The sequence below is a fragment of the Rhizobium sp. USDA 3886 genome (assembly GCF_056279785.1).
Genome location: NZ_JBWCDC010000001.1, coordinates 1,104,653 through 1,123,079 on the forward strand (window position 1 = coordinate 1,104,653; position 18,427 = coordinate 1,123,079).

Genomic DNA, 18,427 nt, shown 5'->3' on the forward strand with positions numbered 1-18,427 from the left:
CGTCAATCGCCGAAAACCGACCAGCCGGTGCGCGCTGCGAGCATCTCCAGCGCCACGGCCCCGAGCTGCGAATTGCCAACCTTGTTCAAGCCCGGCGACCAGGCGGCGATCGAGGCGATCCCCGGAGCAACGGCGAAGATGCCGCCGCCGACGCCGCTCTTGCCGGGCAGGCCGACATGATAGGCAAAGTCGCCCGATCCGTCATAATGGCCGCAGGTGAGCATCAGCGCGTTGATGCGCCGCGCCCGCTTCGGCGAAACGACCGAATGGCCTGTCATGGGATTGCTGCCGCGTGCCGCAAGGAAGAGCCCCGCCCGCGCCAGCTGCTCGCAGCTCATCGACAGCGCGCACTGGTGGAAATAGACGCCGAGCACGTGTTCGACGGGATGGTCGATGTTTTTGTAAGCACGCATGAAACTGGCGAGTGCGAAATTCCGGTATCCTGTCTGCGTTTCGGAGCGCGCCACCTTGTCGTCGATGGTTATGGATTCATCGTCCGCCAGATAGCGAACAAAGCGCAGCAGTTCGCCGATCGCCTCGCGCGGCGCATGACCGGCCATCACGACGTCGGTAACAGCGATCGCGCCGGCATTGATGAAGGGATTGCGCGGGATTCCGTGCTCATGTTCGAGCTGGACGATGGAATTGAAGGCGGAACCAGACGGTTCGCGCCCGACCCGCTTCCAGAGGCCCTCGCCGACCTTGCCGAGCGCCAAGGTCAGCATGAAGACCTTGGAAATACTCTGGATGGAGAAAGGAACCGCGGCATCGCCGACGGTGTAGACCCTGCCGTCGACGGTGACGACCGCCATGCCGAACTGGTTCGGATCGATCTTGGCAAGCTCAGGGATATAGTCCGCGATCCTGCCCTCGCCGATACGGGGCGTCAGCTCCTTGTAGATGCTGTCGAGGACGGCCTGCAAATCCACCATGGCTTCTCTCCAGAGAACAAAAAAGCCGCCCAGGAGGCGGCTTTTCCGTATGCGAAAACGCCTCTCGCCAATTAGCGAGAATAGAATTCGACCACCAGATGCGGCTCCATGACGACCGGATACGGAACGTCGGAGAGCGAAGGAACGCGTGCGAAGGTCGCAACCATCTTGTTGTGATCAGCTTCGATGTATTCCGGAACGTCGCGTTCGGCGAGGCTGATGGATTCCAGAACCGTAACGAGCTGCTTCGACTTCTGGCGAACTTCGATGACGTCGCCGGCCTTGCAACGGTAAGAACCGATGTTGACGCGGACGCCGTTCACGGTCACGTGGCCGTGGTTCACGAACTGGCGGGCAGCGAAAACGGTCGGAACGAACTTGGCGCGATAGACGATCGCGTCGAGACGGGACTCCAGAAGACCGATCAGGTTTTCCGAGGTGTCACCCTTGCGGCGGTTGGCTTCGTCGAAGATCGCACGGAACTGCTTTTCGCGCAGGTCGCCGTAATAGCCCTTCAGCTTCTGCTTGGCGCGCAACTGCACACCGAAGTCGGAAAGCTTGCCCTTGCGGCGCTGACCATGCTGGCCCGGGCCGTATTCGCGGCGGTTCACCGGGGACTTCGGACGGCCCCAGATGTTTTCGCCCATACGGCGGTCAATCTTGTACTTGGACGATTCGCGCTTGCTCATCGTATTTCCTTTCAGAATGTTAGGGCGGTTTGTTGCCAAACCGCGCGAAGGAAACACGCCCTCCTTTGGCTTTCTTCCGAAAGCCCGACAGGACCATCCTATTACGCGAACAGGACAAATCCACGGGACATGTCAAATGAAACACCGGACATTGCTGCCCGGCGTTCGGGCGGTCTTTAGGGGCTCGTCATGAAAATGTCAACAGCGGAGCGCGTTGAGAGATATCGCGTTTATCGCCATATCGAAAACAAATGATCCAACGGGGCGGGCGATTACACCTGAATTTGTCAACGAACTTCGCGACGAATATCCGTGATGTTCCTTCTCGACGTAAACGTTCTCATCGCTCTGTTCTCGTGACGACCGAGCTCATCGAGCGCAGCGCAGCGTTCCCTCCGAGAGCAGCTCACTGACATCTATCTGTTGGTATGGGCAAGGCCGCACGACGGAAAATTCGCGACTTTCGACCGTCGGATACCTGCGTCGCTTGTGGTTGATGGCAAAGCAACGCTCTACCTTTTCGAGACATAAGCTTATTCGGCCGCTTGTGGCGCATCGCCTTCATCGGGCGCATTTGCATCGCCTGGCGCCGTCTGGCAGTTCATGTCCGGGAAAGCCACTACGCGCTTTCCGGTGAAGTCCGTGTGCACCACGACGGTGCCCTGCTCCTCGAAATATCCGAGGAGACGCCTGGCCCGGCGCGCCGAATGCGTACCGTAGGCGCGGGCTATCCGGGCGTCGGACGGGCAAGGCTCGCCGCAGACCGCAGCCTTGGCCAGCATCAGGAATACGCCCTGCAGGTCGTCGGTCACACCGGCTGACAACGAAAGTGCCGCCGCCCAGACTTCGGTCCCGGCCGTTGCGGCATCGACGCCAGAGCGCGAGATGGCCACGCGCCGGCGGAACTCCGGCAGCGACATCGGCGGCCCGGGCACGCGGCGCATGCGCAGACGCACCAGGAATTCCTGGTAGAGCACCGAATCCGTCCGGAAACCTGAACCCGGATCGTCGAGGATTTCGGAAAGTACGGCCGCAAGCCGTTCCTCGCGCTCCTCAGCGGAAAGTTCCGGCTGGCTTGCGCGCGCCTCCGCGGGCGCGGCGGTCGCTGCAGGCGCCGAGCGTGAAAGCTCTGCCAGAATGTCCGTCGTCGGCCGTGGCGCCGGCGGCGCGCGGCGCATGATTGGGCGCTGGAATTCCTCGGGATCGGGCGTGAAGATCAGGTCCTCGACATCCTGCGGCGCGTCCGGCAGCGGCATCAGTTTGGGGCTTGACGAGCGCGCCGACGTCTCCACGGCACCGATCTGGATCGGCAGCGGGCGGCGCGACAAGGCCGGTCCAAGCGCCACGAAGTTGCCGCGCCTCAGGTCGCGGAACATTTCTGCCTGGCGCCGGTCCATGCCGAGCAAGTCGGCGGCACGCGCCATGTCGATATCGAGGAAAGTGCGGCCCATCAGAAAGTTCGAGGCTTCCGCCGCAACGTTCTTCGCAAGCTTCGCCAGCCGCTGCGTGGCGATCACGCCCGCCAGCCCGCGTTTGCGGCCGCGGCACATCAGGTTCGTCATGGCGCCCAGCGACATCTTTCGGGCATCTTCGGAAACATCGCCGCCGACCGACGGGGCAAACATCTGCGCCTCGTCGACAACGACGAGCACGGGATACCAGTATTCGCGATCGGCATCGAACATGCCGTTGAGGAAGGCGGCCGCCGCGCGCATCTGCTGCTCGATGTCGAGGCCCTCCAGCGTCAATACGCAAGAGACACGGTGCTGGCGGATACGGTTGGCAATGCCTGCAAGCTCCGCCTCCGTCCGTTCGCCATCGACGACGACATGGCCAAAGCGGTCGCTGAGCGTAACGAAGTCGCCTTCCGGATCGATGATGACCTGCTGGACCCACTGCGCGGACTGTTCAAGCAGCCGTCGCAGGAGATGCGACTTGCCGGAGCCGGAATTGCCCTGCACAAGAAGGCGGGTCGCCAGCAGCTCCTCGATATCGAGCGTCGCCGGGGTGTTCCCTGACGCCATTCCCATATCGATACCAACCTGCAATGCAATGACCTATTCAGATGAGACTCAATGATGCGAAGCGCCATTGTCCTGAAACGGCGCGCTTCCGTCTATCAAAGATTTCCGGGCATTTCGCCCACCCGTTTGCAAAACCCACAGCGAATGCGGACAGTTGCGGCGGCCTAGCGCTCATCGCCGCGCCGGCTTCCTGCGTTGCGCATGCGCCCACGCCATGCGCAACGCATTCTCGAGCTCCTCCTCGCCCAGCTGCGACAGATCGGCAGTCGTCCAGCCCCGCCTGCCCCAGGCATTCGGCACCGGCGAAAAGGCATCCGCCAGCATCATGCATTTGAACTGCTGTTCGTCAGGCGTGAAATTGAAGTTTGCCGTCCGGCCATCGGCGGCGAGCGTGACGTAGATCCGCGCGACCCTGAATGCCATGCGGTCGAAATGCGGGGCCTCGATCGTACCCTCCAGCGATAAGGCGATGCGTCGCAAGTCTTCGCCCGTCGCCATTGCACCCACCTCCAACGGTTCGCGCTATCCTATCACGATTGAAGCTGGACGCGTCACCGGACCGTCAGCCCGAAGCCCTGCATCAGTCGCGTTGTGGCGAAATCCGGATTGCCGGAGGTAAACACAGCGAAATCAAAGTTGTCGGGGTGAACGCCATCGGCCACCTGCGGCACGAGGCTGCGCGCGCGCCGTGCGATGGCCTCGGCGGGGTCCAGCCAATCCACTGGCCAGGGTGCCAGCCGCCGGAAGAGGTTCGCCATGAAGGGATAATGCGTGCAGGCGAGCACGACGATGTCAGTCTTGCGGCCGTCCTTTTCGACGAAGCACTGCTCGATTTCCGTCATGACAGCCTCGTCCGAGACGGCATCGCCGCGGATGTAGAATTCCGCCATGCGCGCCAGGTTCTCCGAGCCGACGAGGCGCACATGGCATTGCTGCGCGAAGGATTGGATCAGATCCCGCGTATAGGCGCGTTTGACCGTGCCGGGCGTGGCAAGCACCGAGACAAGACCGGAACGCGTGCGCTCTGCGGCGGGCTTGATTGCCGGCACCGTGCCGACGAAAGTCATCTGCGGGAAGGCGGCGCGCAGATCGGCACCAACCAGCGTAAAGGCCGTATTGCAGGCGATGACACAGACTTCCGGATCGTAGTCCTCGAGCAGCCTGCCGAAGAGCGTGATGATACGCTCCTTCAGCGCCTGCTCTTCCCAGCCCCCATAGGGAAATCCCGCATCGTCGGCGATGTAGATGAAGCCGCGCTCCGGCATCAGCACGCGGGCTTCGCGGAGCACAGTCAGCCCCCCGATACCGGAATCGAAGATCAAGACCGGTTTCAGCTCATTCGCCGCTGATGTCATCTTTCGGCTATTCCTTGGCGTCTGCAGGCGGCCGGCTTCCGCGCGGATACTTGCGTGAGAAGCGGTCAAGGGAGGATATCACGCCGCGCAGCACGCTGATTTCCTGTTCCGTGAAGGCGCGGCGGGAAAGGACCGCGCGCAGATTGTCCACCATTTTCGGCTTTTTCCCGGCAGGATGGAAATAATTGCGTGCTTCCAGCGCCTCTTCCAGCTGGTCGAAAAGCCCGAAGAGCTGCTCCTTCGTCGATTGCGTCTGCGACGTTGCCTGGAACGGCACGGCACCCGCATCCTCCATGCCGGATTTCATCCACTCGTAAGACATCAGAAGCACGGCCTGCGCGATGTTCAGCGAGGCGAAGGCGGGATTGACCGGGAAGCTCACGATCTCATCGGCAAGCGCCACTTCCTCGTTGGTCAGCCCCCAGCGCTCACGGCCGAAGAGGATGCCGGTGCCCTCGCCCGCGCGGAATTTCGCCCGCAGCGTTTCGGCAGCAACCACCGGAGAACGCACCGGCTTGAAGCCATCCCGTTCGCGGGCCGTCGTCGCATAGACGAAGTTCAGATCAGCGACAGCCTGCTCCAGCGTGTGGTAAACCTTTGTGCCTTCGATAACGTGATCGGCCTTGGAGGCGGCAGCTTGTGCCTTCTCGTTCGGCCAGCCGTCGCGCGGATTGACGAGGCGCAGCTCCGCAAGGCCGAAATTCGCCATTGCGCGCGCCACCATGCCGATGTTCTCGCCCATCTGCGGCTCGACCAGAATGATGACCGGTCCTTCAGCCAAAAGTTTACGCTCGCTATTCGTGCCCGCCATAAATGCCGTCCTTGCTGTCATGCGGGGAATAGCTTTGCAAAGCCGAAACGGCAAGGCCCATGCCGCAGGATTGACCTGTCCCGTATACCGTCGATCAAATCAAACCTGCTTTCACTCGCCCTTGGCGATAGTCACCATTTCCGCCTTTAGCGAGCGCATTTCCTTTGTCTCGGCGTTTTCCGTCATGAGGTCGTCAATCAGCGGCTTGCCGACTTCGGTGACCATCTCGAAACGCACGGTCGAAACCGTCTGCGCCTCTGGTCCATCGGCGCAGGCCATCTTGCGGAAGCTGGCAACGACCTCTTCCTTGCCGTCCGCACCCGCCTGGGATGTCAGCGTCAGGCCTTCGAGCGGACATGCGTCCTGGCCGTTGACGATCACGTCGTAGTCGAAGGGCGAAATGGCCTCCTCCATCGCCGGATGCTTTAAGGCTTCGTGGTATTTGGCGACAAAATCCTTGCTGTAGAGTTTGTTGAGCTTTCCGGGGCCGAAGATGTCGATCCATTCGGCGTCGTCGCCCGACCAGTTCTGGACGGTCGCATCCATGATTTCCTGCACCGGTGCCTGAATCTCCGCGCCATCGGAGATGGCGGGAAAACCGGCAAATGCGACAAGCAGAAGGGCGATCGTCTTCATGATGAAATATCCGGTTCGAAAGTCAATTGCGGCGGACACTAGCCGAATCTCCGGACTTGGCAAAGGCACGCCAAAATGCGCTTTGAACGGCGCTTGCGGCTTTGCGTTCCCGGCTCACAATGCTATAGCGCTCGGGATTTTTCATCACCCACCCTGGGACGGTCGTCCCTTCCAAGCTTGAACGAGGCAGATACATGAAGAAGATCAAGGTCGCCAATCCCGTCGCCGATCTCGACGGCGATGAAATGACTCGCATCATTTGGCAGCTCATCAAGGATAAGCTGATCCATCCGTATCTCGACCTCGACATCGACTATTACGACCTCTCGGTCGAAAACCGCGACGCCACGAACGACCAGGTCACGGTCGATGCCGCAAACGCCATCAAGAAATACGGCGTCGGTATCAAGTGCGCCACGATCACGCCGGATGAAGCCCGCGTGAAGGAATTCAACCTCAAGGAAATGTGGAAGAGCCCGAACGGCACGATTCGCAACATTTTGGGCGGCGTCATCTTCCGCGAACCGATCATCTGCAAGAACGTTCCGCGCCTCGTTCCGGGCTGGACGCAGCCGATCGTCGTCGGCCGTCACGCTTTCGGCGACCAGTACCGCGCCACCGACTTCAAGTTCCCGGGCAAGGGCAAACTCACCATCAAGTTCGTCGGCGAAGACGGTCAGGTCATCGAAAGGGAAGTGTTCAACGCGCCGGGCGCCGGCGTGGCCATGGCCATGTACAATCTCGACGAATCGATCCGCGAATTCGCCCGCGCCTCGATGATGTACGGCCTGATGCGCAAGTGGCCGGTCTACCTGTCCACCAAGAACACCATTCTCAAGGCCTATGACGGCCGCTTCAAGGATATCTTCGAGGAAGTCTACGAGACCGAATTCAAGGACCAGTTCAAGGAAGCCGGCATCACCTACGAGCACCGTCTGATCGACGACATGGTCGCCTCGGCGCTCAAGTGGTCCGGCGGCTACGTCTGGGCCTGCAAGAACTACGACGGCGACGTGCAGTCCGACACAGTTGCCCAGGGCTTCGGTTCGCTTGGCCTGATGACCTCGGTCCTCTTGACGCCGGACGGCAAGACGGTGGAAGCCGAGGCCGCCCACGGCACGGTCACCCGCCACTACCGCCAGCACCAGAAGGGCCAGGAAACCTCGACGAACTCGATCGCCTCGATCTTCGCCTGGACCCGCGGCCTGGCGCACCGCGCCAAGCTCGACGACAACACCGAGCTCGCCCGCTTCGCCTCCACGCTGGAAAAGGTCTGCGTCGACACCGTCGAAGCCGGTTTTATGACCAAGGACCTGGCGCTGCTGATCGGCCCGGATCAGCCATGGCTCTCCACCACCGCCTTCCTCGACAAGATCGACTCCAACCTGCAGAAGGCCATGGGCGCCTGAGGCACCCGGAGACATCGAACAACGAATACGGCGGGATCTTCCCGCCGTATTCGTTTCAGGCACAAAGAGGAGCATGGACATGACGACGACCATCCGCCCGCTGCAGGCGTCTGACCGCGCCGCCTGGGAGCCTCTCTGGGTCGCCTACCAGCGCTTCTACGAAGTCGTTATTCCGCCGGAAACGACGGACCTGACTTGGAGCCGCTTCCACGACCCGGCCGAAGAGATGTACGCACTAGGCGCCTTCGACGCGGGCGGCCGCATTGTCGGCATCGTTCACGCCATCTTCCACCGTTCCTGCTGGCTGCCACGATGGACCTGCTATCTGCAGGACCTTTACGTCGAAGCCGACCGGCGGGGCTCAGGCACCGGCGCAGCTCTTATCGAAGCCGTGGCAGATCTTGCACGGGAGAACGGCGCCGGCAGGCTCTACTGGATGACCCACGAGACCAACGCGACGGCACGGCGGCTCTACGACCAGATCGCCGAGAGCTCCGGTTTCATTCAGTACCACAAGGCGCTTTGAACGGCAGGCTTGATTTTGCTCCGGGCCGCGCTAGACCGGAAAAGGAACAGGAGGAGGAAAGCATGGCTGAAGAACTGGTATTCTATACGAACCCGATGTCGCGCGGCCGTATAGCCCGCTGGATGCTGGAGGAGACCGGCGTTCCCTACCACACGGAAATCATGACGTTCGGCGGCACGATGAAGGCGCCGGACTACCTGGCCGTGAACCCGATGGGCAAGGTGCCGACGATCCGGCATGGCGAAACGATCGTGACTGAATGCGCCGCGATCTGCGCCTATCTCGCCGATACCTTTCCGGAAAAGGAGCTCGCTCCGAAGCCTCATGAGCGCGGCAGCTATTACCGCTGGATGTTCTTCGCCGCCGGCCCCTTGGAAGCTGCTGCCACCAACCGTGCGCTCGGCTTTGTGACGCCCGCCGAAAAGAGCCGGATGGCCGGTTACGGCAGCTTTGGCGACGTCATGGATACGCTCGAAAAAGCCGTCAGCGCTTCGCCCTATATTGCCGGCGACCGCTTCACGGCCGCCGATGTCTACGTCGGCTCGCATATCGGCTGGGGCATGGGCTTCGGCACGTTCGAAAAGCGCCAGGCCTTCGCGGACTATGTCGCCCGCGTGACCAACCGCGAAGGCTACAGGCGAGCCACCGCGCTGGATGACGAACTCATGAAGCAGATGCAATAAGAACCGCTTTACGCGAGCGGCATGTGAATATCCGCGAGCAGCTCGGTCGGCGGAACGCCGCGGGGATTGTTGAGATATTCCTCGAACATCACGCTGTCCTTGACCTGCCTGCCGGATTTTGGGAGCCATTCCGCGTAAAGCCATTGATAGGCCTTGTGTATATCGGCGTAAGGTCCCTTGTGGCGAAGAACAGCATATTCGCCACCATCGAGCCTCTGCCGTTCGAATGGCGGCTCTGCCGGAACGCTGGAGCCGCCGGTCACGCAGGCGATGGAGCACAGCTTTTCCGCCGGCACGATATCCGGATTGTCGAAATAGACGCCGATCGTCCGCATGTCGGGTTTGCCGGGCCGCGGGCATGGAGCGTCCCGAACGGCGTCTCGAATGCCTTGCTGATCTGCATGTAGGAGCCATTATGGGGAACGCCGATCAATTCGATCGGCTCTATCTTCCGTAAGGTTACATCGAATATGGCCGCTTTCTTTCCGTTAGGTGAGGGTTCAAAGGCTTTGTGGCCTCCCTCTTTCCGGTAGCGCGCGGGCGGCAGCCCGTAGACTTGATCCTCCCTTCGGTCGCTCACCCTTCCGCAGTTGGGACTTGCACCCACAAGAATGCGCCCATGCTGGCGCACAACAAAAAGGCGGAGGATAAGCCCCCGCCTTTCAAATCTCATCGGCAGATGAAATCAGCTTGCAAGTGCTGCCGCAACCGCTTCGATCGCCTCGTCGGCCTTGGAGCCGTCCGGGCCGCCCGCCTGTGCCATGTCCGGCCGCCCGCCGCCGCCCTTGCCGCCGAGGGCAGCGGATGCAACGCGCACCAGATCGACGGCGCTGAACCGCGCCGTCAGGTCCGGCGTTACGGCAACGACCGCGCTCGCCTTTCCGTCATCCGATACGCCGATCAGCGTCACGACGCCCGAGCCGATGCTGGACTTGCCGTCATCGGCAAGGCCCTTGAGGTCCTTCGGATCGACGCCCGTCATCGCCTTGCCGAGGAATTTCACGCCGGCAACCTCGCGCGCCGCGTCCGTCGAGCCGCCCTGCCCGCCGCCCATGGCAAGCTTGCGCTTGGCGTCCGCCAGTTCGCGCTCGAGCTTGCGGCGCTCGTCCATCAACGCTTCGACGCGCGAAAGCACTTCGGCAGGCTGAACCTTCAGCGACGACGCGAGCGACTTCACGCGCTCGTCCTGCTCAGCCAGATATTCCCGCGCAGTTTCACCGGTGACGGCCTCGAGGCGGCGCACGCCCGCGCCGACAGCGCTTTCGCCGAGGATGCGCACGAGGCCGATCTGGCCGGTCGCCGCCACATGCGTGCCGCCGCAAAGCTCGATCGAATAAGGTTTGCCGGCCTTCGTGCCGCGCACGCCCTGCCCCATCGAGACGACGCGAACTTCATCGCCGTATTTCTCGCCGAAGAGCGCCATCGCACCCTCGGCGATAGCGTCGTCGACGCTCATCAGCCGCGTCGTGACCGATGCGTTCTGCAGCACGATCTCGTTTGCCATGTCCTCGACGATCTTGAGTTCTTCGGCGGACACCGGCTTCGGATGCGAAACGTCGAAACGCAGGCGTTCCGGTGCGACCAGCGAACCCTTCTGCGCCACATGCGTGCCGAGCACTTCGCGGAGCGCCTCGTGCAGCAGGTGCGTTGCCGAGTGGTTAGCGCGCAGGCGCGAGCGGCGGGCGTGATCGACGGTCAGCGCGACGGCATCGTCAGCCTTCAGCGAACCTTCGATGACCGTCCCGGTATGGACGAACAGGCCCTCGCCTTTCTTTTGCGTATCAGTGATCTCCACCTTCGCATGATCCGAACTGATGATGCCGGTGTCACCCATCTGGCCACCCGACTCGCCGTAGAACGGCGTCTGGTTGACGACGATCTGGACCTTGTCGCCGGCCGAGGCGGATATGACGGCAGCGCCATCCTTGACGATCGCCTGGACGACGCCTTCGGCGGTCTCGGTGTCGTAGCCCAGGAATTCGGTCGCGCCATGCTTTTCCTTGAGCTCGAACCAAATGGTTTCGGTCGCCTTGTCACCGGAGCCTGCCCAATGCGAGCGGGCCTCGGCCTTCTGGCGCTCCATCGCATCCGTGAAGCCGGCAAGATCGACGCCGATTTCGCGGGCGCGCAGCGCATCCTGCGTCAGGTCGAGCGGAAAGCCGTAAGTGTCATAGAGCTTGAAGGCCGTCTCGCCGTCCAGCATGTCGCCCTTGCCGAGCGCCGTCGTCGCGTCGGAAAGCAGCGACAGGCCGCGCTCCAGCGTCTTGCGAAAACGGGTTTCCTCGAGCTTCAGCGTTTCGGAGATCAACGCCTCGGCGCGGGCGAGTTCCGGATAGGCGCGGCCCATCTGCTGGACGAGCGCCGGTAGCAGCTTCCAGATCAGCGGCTCCCTGGCGCCGAGAAGCTCCGCATGCCGCATGGCGCGGCGCATGATACGGCGCAGCACATAGCCGCGGCCTTCGTTCGAGGGCAGCACACCATCGGCAATCAGGAATGCGGAAGAGCGCAAATGGTCGGCGATGACGCGATGGCTCGCACGGCGTTCGCCCTCGGCGTTGACGCCGGTTGCCTCTTCCGAGGCTTCGATCAGCGCGCGGAACAGATCAATGTCGTAATTGTCATGCTTGCCCTGCAGCACGGCCGCCACCCGTTCCAGCCCCATGCCGGTATCGATCGAGGGCCGAGGCAGATCGACGCGCTCTTCCTTCGTCAGCTGCTCATACTGCATGAAGACGAGGTTCCATATCTCGATGAAGCGGTCGCCGTCTTCTTCCGGAGAGCCGGGAGGACCGCCCCAGATGTGATCGCCGTGATCGTAGAAGATTTCCGAGCACGGGCCGCACGGGCCGGTATCGCCCATCGCCCAGAAATTGTCGCTCGTCGGAATGCGGATGATCTTTTCGTCCGAAAGCCCGGCGATCTTCTTCCAGAGGCCGAAGGCCTCGTCGTCGGTGTGATAGACAGTGACCAAGAGACGCTTGGCATCGAGGCCGAACTCCTTGGTGAGCAAGTTCCAGGCAAGCTCGATCGCCCGCTCCTTGAAATAGTTGCCGAAGGAGAAGTTGCCGAGCATCTCGAAGAAGGTATGGTGGCGCGCGGTATAGCCAACATTGTCGAGGTCGTTGTGCTTGCCGCCGGCGCGGACGCATTTCTGCGCCGTCGATGCCGTCTTGTAGGGTCGCTGCTCCAGGCCGGTGAAGACGTTCTTGAACTGCACCATGCCGGCATTGGTGAACATCAGCGTCGGATCGTTGCGCGGCACAAGCGGGCTCGACGGCACGATCTCGTGGCCGTTCGTCTTGAAATAGTCGAGGAAGGTCGACCGGATATCATTCACGCCGCTCATGCTATGCCCTTCAGTGCTGCCCAAGGCAGGTCAAAACTCAAATCCAGTGGCTTTTATCGTTCACCCTTGCCACTGTCCAGCAGACAAACAAAACCGGCCGCATTCTGATCAAGGAATGCGGCCGGTTTCGATGCAGCAAAGCTGAAGCTGCGAATTACATATCCGTGTCGGTGTCGCCATCATTGGCGTCCGGCCCGCTATTCTGCAGGAAGCGGTCGGCAATGAGCCCGGCATTCTGGCGAAGCGCTGTCTCGATCTCGCGGGCCATGTCCGGATTGTCGCGGATGAAGAGCTTGGCGTTCTCGCGGCCCTGGCCGAGACGCTGGCTGTTATAGGAGAACCAGGCACCGGATTTCTCGACGATGCCGGCCTTGACGCCGAGATCGATCAGTTCGCCGGTCTTGGAAACGCCTTCGCCATACATGATGTCGAATTCCACCTGCTTGAAGGGAGGCGCCATCTTGTTCTTGACGACCTTGACGCGGGTCTGATTGCCGACCACCTCTTCGCGATCCTTGACCGCGCCGATACGGCGGATGTCGAGACGGACGGAGGCATAGAACTTCAGCGCATTGCCGCCCGTCGTCGTTTCCGGCGAGCCGAACATGACGCCGATCTTCATGCGGATCTGGTTGATGAAGATCACCATGGTGTTCGATTTGGAGATCGAAGCCGTAAGCTTACGCAGCGCCTGGCTCATCAGACGTGCTTGCAGGCCCGGCAGGCTGTCGCCCATCTCGCCTTCGATTTCAGCACGCGGCGTGAGAGCCGCAACGGAATCGACGACGAGAACGTCGACGGCGCCGGAGCGCACCAGTGTATCGGTGATCTCAAGCGCCTGCTCACCGGTATCCGGCTGCGAGATCAAAAGGTTCTGGAGATCGACGCCAAGCTTGCGAGCATAGACCGGATCGAGCGCATGTTCCGCATCGACGAATGCGCAGATGCCACCCTTCTTCTGCGCTTCGGCGATCGTCTGCAGTGCAAGCGTCGTCTTGCCGGAGCTTTCCGGCCCATAGATTTCAACGATGCGACCCTTCGGAAGACCGCCGATGCCGAGCGCGATATCGAGGCTGAGGGAGCCGGTCGAAATCGTTTCGACCTCGATGACACTCTCGTTCGCGCCGAGTTTCATGATCGAGCCCTTGCCGAACGACCGCTCAATCTGTGAGAGTGCCGCTTCAAGCGCCTTGCTTTTGTCCACCGATTTGTCCTCTACGAGCCGCAATGAATTTTGAGACATCCGATCCACCTTTAGGTTATTGAAGCCGCTTGAGCAATATCGAGTTTGTACCCTATTTGTTCCAGCCGCGCAATGGGCGCCCAAACAATTGAAAGAAAAAGGTAAAACGTTCCGTGTTCTATATTTGTTTTATCGATGCAAAGCAACGACTTAGGCAGCGTCTGGCTGGGGCTGCGGCATCCGGCGCCTCTGTACGATTCGTTTCCTCCACCGGCTGGGAGCATTCAGGACGATGAAAAGAATCCTCGTTTTCGGCGGCGCGCATATCGATCGGCGCGGGCGCATTTCCGGCGAGACGGCGCCGGGCGCCAGCAACCCCGGCACCTGGTTCGAGGAACCGGGCGGCGGTGGCTTCAACGCCGCAAGGAATCTTGCGCGCCTTGGCTTCGACGTCACCATGATTTCGCCGCGCGGCGGTGATCCGGCAGGGGATCTGGTGACGGAGGCGGCTTATGCGGCCGGTATCAGCGACCGACCCTTCGTCTTTCTCGATCGCAAGACGCCGAGCTACACGGCCATTCTGGAGCGGGACGGCAACCTGGTGATCGCGCTCGCCGACATGGAGCTTTACCGCTACTTCGTGCCGCGCCGGCTGGCGATCCGCTGGGTCCGGGAAGCCTTCGCGGCAAACGACCTCATCCTTTTTGATGCGAACCTGCCGGAAGAGACGATCGCGGCGATCGTCAGCCGGGCCAATGCGCTCGGCATACCCGTGGCCGCGATTGCCATATCGCCGGCAAAAGTGGTCAAGCTCAAGCCGTGTATCGGCGGCATCGACTATCTCTTCCTCAATGAGGCCGAGGCCGCAGCCCTGATCGGCCAGCTCCCTGACATGCCGGAGGATTGGGTGTCACTGCTCGGTGACATCGGCCTGAAGAGCGGCGTCATCACACGCGGGCAGCGCGAACTGATCGCCTTCGGCAGGGACGGCGCTTTCTGCCTTGAGCCTCCGTCGGTCGAAACCGTCGCCGACGTGACGGGCGCCGGCGATTCGCTTGCGGCCGGCATCCTCTCCGCCTTGATGCAGGGCCTGCCGCTCGAAGAAGCCCTGCGGCACGGCGCGGCGGCTGCTGCACTCACGGTCCAGTCGCCCTATGCCGTCAACGAAAAACTCTCGGCGAAACTGCTTGCGGAAACGCTTGCCCTTGTTCAGCGTGCCAGAATTCTGCATTGAAGCGGCAATATCGATGAAACGGAAGAGACAATGACGAAACCGATCTCCCCCCTCCTGCCAGTCTCCTATTCCAGGGAGGTTGCCGCCGCAAAGCAGCGCGGTGCGCCGCTGGTGGCGCTTGAATCGACGATCATCACCCACGGCATGCCCTACCCCGGCAATATCGAAATGGCCCGCAGCGTCGAAGCGATCATCCGTGAGCAAGGTGCCATTCCGGCAACCATCGCCGTTATTCACGGCATTCTGCATATCGGCCTGGAACCGGAAGAGCTTGAGAAGCTCGCGAAGGAGAAGGACGTGATGAAAGTCTCGCGCGCCGATCTCGCATTCGCCATCGCCGAGCGCCGCACCGGTGCCACGACGGTTGCCGCAACGATGATCGCCGCCGCCCGCGCCGGCATCAAGGTCTTTGCCACCGGCGGTATCGGCGGCGTGCATCGCGGCGCCGAAGAGAGCTTCGATATCTCGGCCGACCTGCAGGAGCTCGCCCGTACCGGCGTCATTGTCGTTTGCGCCGGCGCAAAGGCGATCCTTGATATTCCGAAGACCCTGGAAGTCCTGGAAACCAGCGGCGTTCCCGTCGTCACCTACGAGAGCGCAGAGTTCCCAGCCTTCTGGTCCCGTTCCTCAGGCCTGCGCAGCCCGCTGACGCTGAACAGCCCGGCCGCCATCGCCAATTTCCAGATCACCCGTGAGCAGTTGGGCATCGACGGCGGCATGCTGATCGCCAATCCGGTTCCGGAACAAGATGAAATTCCGCGCGAGGAGATGGAAATCTACATCGAGCGGGCGCTGGACAGCGCCGAACGCGACGAAATCAGCGGCAAGGCCGTCACCCCTTATCTTCTCGGCACGATCTTCGATCTGACGGACGGACGGAGCCTCCAGACGAATATCGCGCTCGTCGAGAACAACGCCCGCCTGGCGGCTGAAATTGCCGTGGCGCTCGACGATTGAAATCGGACGGGCGGCGGTTACCGCCTCCCTATTCGCCTTCCAGCGTTTCCTTGACGACGACGGCGAGCTGCTTCAGCGAGAAGGGCTTCGGCAGGAAGCCGAACTTGGCGTCCGGCGGCAGGTTGCGGGCGAAAGCGTCTTCAGCATAGCCGGAAACGAAGATGAACTTCATGTCCGGATATTTCTTGCGCAGCTCGCGCAGCAGCGACGGCCCGTCCATCTCCGGCATGACGACGTCCGAAACGACGATGTCCACCTTGCCGTCCAGTTCCTCCAGAATGTCGAGCGCCTCGACGCCCGAGCCGGCCTCGTGGACGGTGTAGCCGCGTGTTTCCAGCATGCGCTTGCCGCCGCGGCGCACCGCCTCCTCGTCTTCGACGAGCAGAATGACGGCGTTGCCCGTCAGGTCTTCCGGCTGTTCCGGCTGGCCTGCGGCCGACTTCTGTGCAGCCGCCCCGGCTTCGGCTGCCGCAATGGCGTCCGACTCGGCGGCGACGGCCGGATCGATGACATGGCGCGGCAGGAAGACCCGGAAAGTCGTTCCCTTGCCGACTTCGGATTCCGGCTGAATATAGCCGCCGGATTGCTTGACGATGCCGTAGACCATCGCCAGCCCGAGACCCGTCCCCTTGCCCACTTCCTTGGTTGTGAAGAAGGGTTCGAAGATCTTGTCCATGATGTCGGGCGCAATCCCGGTGCCGGTATCGGCCACCTCGATCAGCACCATGTCCTCATGCGGCATGTAGGAATAATTGAAACCGGCCACTTCCGCCGCCGTCACGTTGCGGGTGCGCAGCGTCAGCTTGCCACCCTCCGGCATCGCGTCGCGCGCATTGACGCAAAGATTGATCAGCACCTGCTCGAACTGCGACAGGTCCGTCTTCACGGGCCAGAGATCGCGGCCGTATTCGACATCGAGCTTGACATTGGTGCCGGACAGCAGCCGGTCGACAAGCATGCGCAGGTCGCCGACAACGTCGGTGAGGTTCAACACCGTCGGCCGCATCGTCTGCTTGCGCGAAAAGGCCAACAGCTGGCGCACGAGAACCGCGGCGCGGTTCGCATTGCGCTTGATTTCCATCAGGTCGGCAAAACTTGCATCCGACGGCCGCGCCTGCAGCAGCAGATGGTCGGACGACAAGAGGATCGCCGTTAGCACGTTGTTGAAGTCGTGCGCGATGCCGCCCGCAAGCGTGCCGACCGCATTCATTTTCTGCGTCTGCGCCATCTGTGCTTCCAGCGCCTTCTGCTCCGTCATCTCGACGGCATAGACGATCGCGGCCTCTTCCGGCGCCTCGTCGCTCTGGTCGATGACGGCGTTGACGTAGAAGCGGAAATGGCGCGCCTCGTCGCTCGGCATGCGCGAATCGATCGGCGGGATATCGCCCTGGCGGTCCTTCGCCGCCGCCAGGGCGTCCTTCAGCCTCTGCCGGTCGGTTTCCTGAAGGATGACTTCGAGCGCTGCGCCATTTTCGACGTCATCGCGCGAAACGATGCCGGAGAAGAGTTTCAGGAACGGGGCATTCGTGCGCAGGATTCGCCCGTCGCCGTCAACCGAGGCGATTGCCATCGGCGTGTTGTTGAAGAAGCGCGTAAAGCGCATCGCGGCGGCGGAAGCGGACTGCTCGTTCTCGGTGCCTGGCTGTCTTCTCAGCACGATCGTCCGGCTCTCGCCCGGCGCGCCGTCGCGCATGGAGGTCACGCTGTGGATGAGCTGCACCGGCAGGCTCTGCCCGTTCGCCTTCTTGAGGTCGAGGTCGAGCGTATCGGTTTTCTTGAGGCCGGGCTCGGCCTGAACCGACTGGATGAGCGCCAGCCCGCCGCCCGCCACGAGATCCCCGATCGTCATCGAGCCCGGCACGAACTTCGTGAGATCGAGCCCGAGCCATTCGGCGAGCGTTGCGTTCAGGTAGAAGATCTCGCCCTTGCGCCCTGCAGAGAAGAAACCTGCCGGCGCATGGTCGAGGTAATCGATCGCGTTCTGCAACTCCTTGAAGAAGCGCTCCTGGTCGTCGCGCTCGGCGCTGATGTCGCTGATCTGCCAGATATGCAGCGGCTTGCCGGCACCTTCCTCGGTTCGCAGCGTCCGCGCCTTGAGACGGTACCAGTGAGCGCCGGAATTGTTCGTTGCCGGGCCAAGAGCACGCAGCAGGCGGAATTCCTCCTGCCCCTCCCTGCCCTCGCGCAGCCCGTTCGACAGACGGTAAAGCGCTTCGTTCGATTCCCGGTGGCGCGAAAGCAGCGCTTCGAGCGTCTGCACCTCGGTCGGTTTGCGGGCGCCGGTCAGCTTTCCGTAGGCGGCGTTGGCATAGATGATCCGCCCTTTCTCGTCGGTGATCAGCGAACCGTCCGGGTGGCTGTTGAGAAACGACCGCGCAAGGCTATCCGATTGCCGCTGCGGCATGACCTCGATGAAGCCGATAACCGACGAAACGAGGAAGAAGATGCCGACCATGGCCAGCACGCCGAGGACGCCAAGAACCATCTCGTTTTCAAGCGAATCCTTGAAGTAGACGAAGGCGGCTGCGGCTGCGACAAGCACAAGCGCCAGAAGAATGATGCGAACAGCCGTTCCCGAACGTCCTCCGCGATCCACGATCGGGGCATTGTAGTCGTCAGCCTGACGTGGTGTCGTCATCTAT

The 18,427-nt window shown here is 61.8% G+C and carries 15 protein-coding genes and 1 pseudogene; 5 read left to right on the plus strand and 11 right to left on the minus strand.

The genetic code is table 11. The features are described 5' to 3' along the window. Positions 1 to 2: 2 nt before the first annotated feature. From ACZ9BX_RS05745 to ACZ9BX_RS05775, 7 genes are all read right to left on the minus strand, one after another. The gene (locus ACZ9BX_RS05745; protein ID WP_476216327.1) at positions 3 to 932 is read right to left on the minus strand and encodes a glutaminase; all 930 of its coding nucleotides are present in this window, start codon (positions 930 to 932) and stop codon (positions 3 to 5) included. Between the two features lie 71 nt (positions 933 to 1,003). Further along, the gene (gene rpsD, locus ACZ9BX_RS05750) at positions 1,004 to 1,621 is read right to left on the minus strand and encodes a 30S ribosomal protein S4 (RefSeq protein ID WP_132567071.1); all 618 of its coding nucleotides are present in this window, start codon (positions 1,619 to 1,621) and stop codon (positions 1,004 to 1,006) included. A 533-nt stretch (positions 1,622 to 2,154) separates the two neighbouring features. Then, the gene (locus ACZ9BX_RS05755) at positions 2,155 to 3,669 is read right to left on the minus strand and encodes an ATP-binding protein (RefSeq protein ID WP_476216330.1); all 1,515 of its coding nucleotides are present in this window, start codon (positions 3,667 to 3,669) and stop codon (positions 2,155 to 2,157) included. A 147-nt stretch (positions 3,670 to 3,816) separates the two neighbouring features. After that, a complete protein-coding gene (locus ACZ9BX_RS05760) occupies positions 3,817 to 4,143 on the minus strand; it encodes an MmcQ/YjbR family DNA-binding protein (RefSeq protein ID WP_476216332.1) in 327 nt (108 codons plus the stop codon). Between the two features lie 53 nt (positions 4,144 to 4,196). After that, positions 4,197 to 5,000 (minus strand): glutamate racemase, encoded by an 804-nt coding sequence (gene murI, locus ACZ9BX_RS05765; RefSeq protein ID WP_476216334.1) that lies wholly within the window; start codon positions 4,998 to 5,000, stop codon positions 4,197 to 4,199. 7 nt (positions 5,001 to 5,007) lie between these two features. Further along, positions 5,008 to 5,811 (minus strand): RNA methyltransferase, encoded by an 804-nt coding sequence (locus tag ACZ9BX_RS05770; RefSeq protein ID WP_476216336.1) that lies wholly within the window; start codon positions 5,809 to 5,811, stop codon positions 5,008 to 5,010. Positions 5,812 to 5,922: 111 nt separating this feature from the next. Then, the gene (locus ACZ9BX_RS05775) at positions 5,923 to 6,447 is read right to left on the minus strand and encodes a hypothetical protein (protein WP_476216338.1); all 525 of its coding nucleotides are present in this window, start codon (positions 6,445 to 6,447) and stop codon (positions 5,923 to 5,925) included. A gap of 194 nt (positions 6,448 to 6,641) precedes the next feature. On the opposite strand from ACZ9BX_RS05775, the gene ACZ9BX_RS05780 reads away from it, so the two are divergent. The 3 genes from ACZ9BX_RS05780 to ACZ9BX_RS05790 all read left to right on the plus strand — a co-directional run bounded on the left by ACZ9BX_RS05780 (position 6,642) and on the right by ACZ9BX_RS05790 (position 9,065). Beyond that, entirely contained in the window at positions 6,642 to 7,856 is a 1,215-nt protein-coding gene (locus ACZ9BX_RS05780; protein WP_027512386.1) for an NADP-dependent isocitrate dehydrogenase, read from the plus strand. A 79-nt stretch (positions 7,857 to 7,935) separates the two neighbouring features. Next, positions 7,936 to 8,382, plus strand: a complete 447-nt coding sequence (locus ACZ9BX_RS05785; protein ID WP_476216340.1) for an N-acetyltransferase family protein — start codon at positions 7,936 to 7,938, stop codon at positions 8,380 to 8,382. A 62-nt stretch (positions 8,383 to 8,444) separates the two neighbouring features. After that, positions 8,445 to 9,065: a glutathione S-transferase family protein gene (locus ACZ9BX_RS05790; RefSeq protein ID WP_476216342.1), complete on the plus strand. Its 621-nt coding sequence runs from the start codon at positions 8,445 to 8,447 to the stop codon at positions 9,063 to 9,065. 8 nt (positions 9,066 to 9,073) lie between these two features. Here the strand turns inward: ACZ9BX_RS05790 and ACZ9BX_RS05795 are convergent. The 3 genes and pseudogenes from ACZ9BX_RS05795 to recA all read right to left on the minus strand — a co-directional run. Further along, positions 9,074 to 9,621, minus strand: a pseudogene (locus ACZ9BX_RS05795) (AraC family transcriptional regulator); the annotation flags it as partial. 129 nt (positions 9,622 to 9,750) lie between these two features. Continuing rightward, a complete protein-coding gene (gene alaS, locus ACZ9BX_RS05800) occupies positions 9,751 to 12,411 on the minus strand; it encodes an alanine--tRNA ligase (protein WP_476216344.1) in 2,661 nt (886 codons plus the stop codon). A 154-nt stretch (positions 12,412 to 12,565) separates the two neighbouring features. Next, a complete protein-coding gene (gene recA / locus ACZ9BX_RS05805) occupies positions 12,566 to 13,654 on the minus strand; it encodes a recombinase RecA (protein ID WP_087003779.1) in 1,089 nt (362 codons plus the stop codon). A 232-nt stretch (positions 13,655 to 13,886) separates the two neighbouring features. On the opposite strand from recA, the gene ACZ9BX_RS05810 reads away from it, so the two are divergent. Both ACZ9BX_RS05810 and ACZ9BX_RS05815 read left to right on the plus strand, forming a co-directional pair. Beyond that, on the plus strand, positions 13,887 to 14,828 hold the full coding sequence (locus ACZ9BX_RS05810) for a carbohydrate kinase family protein (RefSeq protein WP_476216347.1): 942 nt from the start codon (positions 13,887 to 13,889) through the stop codon (positions 14,826 to 14,828). A 30-nt stretch (positions 14,829 to 14,858) separates the two neighbouring features. Beyond that, complete coding sequence (locus tag ACZ9BX_RS05815; protein ID WP_476216349.1) at positions 14,859 to 15,785, plus strand: pseudouridine-5'-phosphate glycosidase; 927 nt, start codon at positions 14,859 to 14,861, stop codon at positions 15,783 to 15,785. Positions 15,786 to 15,813: 28 nt separating this feature from the next. On the opposite strand, the gene cckA is transcribed toward ACZ9BX_RS05815, so the two are convergent. Then, a complete protein-coding gene (gene cckA / locus ACZ9BX_RS05820) occupies positions 15,814 to 18,423 on the minus strand; it encodes a cell cycle histidine kinase CckA (RefSeq protein ID WP_476216351.1) in 2,610 nt (869 codons plus the stop codon). Positions 18,424 to 18,427 lie beyond the last annotated feature (4 nt).